The sequence below is a fragment of the Psychrobacter sp. AOP5-GZ1-6 genome, assembly GCF_052376345.1.
Classification (GTDB): Bacteria; Pseudomonadota; Gammaproteobacteria; order Pseudomonadales; family Moraxellaceae; genus Psychrobacter.
Genome location: NZ_JBQSVP010000247.1, coordinates 1 through 1,617 on the forward strand (window position 1 = coordinate 1; position 1,617 = coordinate 1,617).

Sequence of the window (1,617 nt, forward strand, 5' to 3'; positions counted from 1 at the left end):
TGTTGATATAACTTATTGATAAATGATATAATGACTCTACAGGCTTTGATTTATAAGGGTTTAACCATGTCAACCGCCACAAAAAACATCGACATTCTCAAACAGTTATTCAACAACCTTTCTGAGAAAGAAAAACAGCTCTTTCTTGGTGATATTTCAGGTCAAAATTCTCTTGAAAAAGTTATTGCAGCTAAAGAGGTATCAAAATGCCCTCATTGCGACTCTACCCATTTCGTCAAAAATGGCACTAAATGCAACAACCAACGCTACTTGTGCCGTGACTGCAAAAAATCATTTGTTGAGCAAACAGGCACTATATTATACAACTCGCAAAAAGGCATTGAGGTTTGGGAAAAGTATATCCACTGTATGATTGAGAAGTACCCCTTACGCAAATGCGCCAAAATATGTGATATCAATTTGGCTACCGCCTTTGCATGGCGACACAAGATACTTGATGCGCTACAAAATATGATGACTGACGTTGAGCTTGATGGTGTCGTGCAAGCTGACGAAACATTTACCGCAATATCATATAAGGGTAATCACAAGTCTTTTAAATTGCCACGTATAGCCTATAAGCGAGGAACTAAGGCGAGTAAGCGTGGCTTATCAACAGAAAAGGTTTGCGTTCCTTGTGCCGTCAACTTAGATGGTCTATCCGTTGCTAAGATATCAAACCTAGGCAAACCATCATTAAAAGACTTGCAGAAAGTATTAGATGGCAATATCTCAAAAAACTCAGTATTTGTTACTGACTCGCTGCGTCCTTATCAAAAACTATCACTGGATATGGAGCTAAATCACATCCGTATTGCTACTAAGAAACGCAGTAATGGCTTATTCAATATCCAAATGGTCAATAACTACCACAGTAGGCTTAAAGACCTGATAACGCACCGCTTTAAGGGTGTGGCTACTAAGTATTTGAACAACTACCTTGTGTATCATAACTTTGTTAATTTTGCTAAAGGGTCATCAGAGAGTAAAGAGTCCGTACTGCTAGATTTTATTCGTAACACGCTATGCACAAGCAAGACTGCTGATTTGTCTAGTCGTCCTGCTGTACCTGTCTAACCATTAAGGCTGTTGGGCTGTACTCTATCTTTTTATTTAGATAAAGCTAGTTAAGCTACTTCGGCATGGCAGACCTCACCATCCTTTAGTCGTCTAGCATATACTTTTTCCATTAGGTTAAAAATATCGTCCATACTTAGTTCTTTAACTTTAATTGCGCTCCCACGCTCCCATCCATCAGCGTCATGGTATGCGTAGGTCATGCAGTCAAGGTCTTTGATATCAGTACGTTTGACCGCTTGGGAACTAGCAGTTGGAGCGTGTAGGTTTATGTATATCTCAATCTCATCAGCATACTTACTATCGCTTAGATTGAATATCAATATCAATACACTTCTATCAGCAATAGCGTAGTATAAATTGCAATAGAAATTCTCTATGGCTTGTAGTACATTATGTAGAAATTCATCTTTGTCTACTAATTCGGGGTTAGTGATATCTACTACCATATACTTAATTCCTTTTGTTTGCTTAAATCAAAACTACTATAACACCATTATTCTATCATTAAATTAATCAACACATTATTAAAACACAGCC

The 1,617-nt window shown here is 37.8% G+C and carries 2 protein-coding genes; one reads left to right on the top strand and one right to left on the bottom strand.

All coding sequences use genetic code 11. The features are described from left to right. The first annotated feature begins 66 nt into the window (after positions 1-66). Positions 67-1,077 (top strand): IS1595 family transposase, encoded by a 1,011-nt coding sequence (locus ACT3RN_RS15450; protein WP_192520968.1) that lies wholly within the window; start codon positions 67-69, stop codon positions 1,075-1,077. A gap of 50 nt (positions 1,078-1,127) precedes the next feature. On the opposite strand, the gene ACT3RN_RS15455 is transcribed toward ACT3RN_RS15450, so the two are convergent. Beyond that, positions 1,128-1,526 carry a hypothetical protein gene (locus ACT3RN_RS15455; RefSeq protein WP_192520969.1) on the bottom strand — a complete coding sequence of 133 codons (399 nt, stop codon included), beginning with the start codon at positions 1,524-1,526 and terminating at the stop codon, positions 1,128-1,130. Between the last annotated feature and the right edge of the window lie 91 nt (positions 1,527-1,617).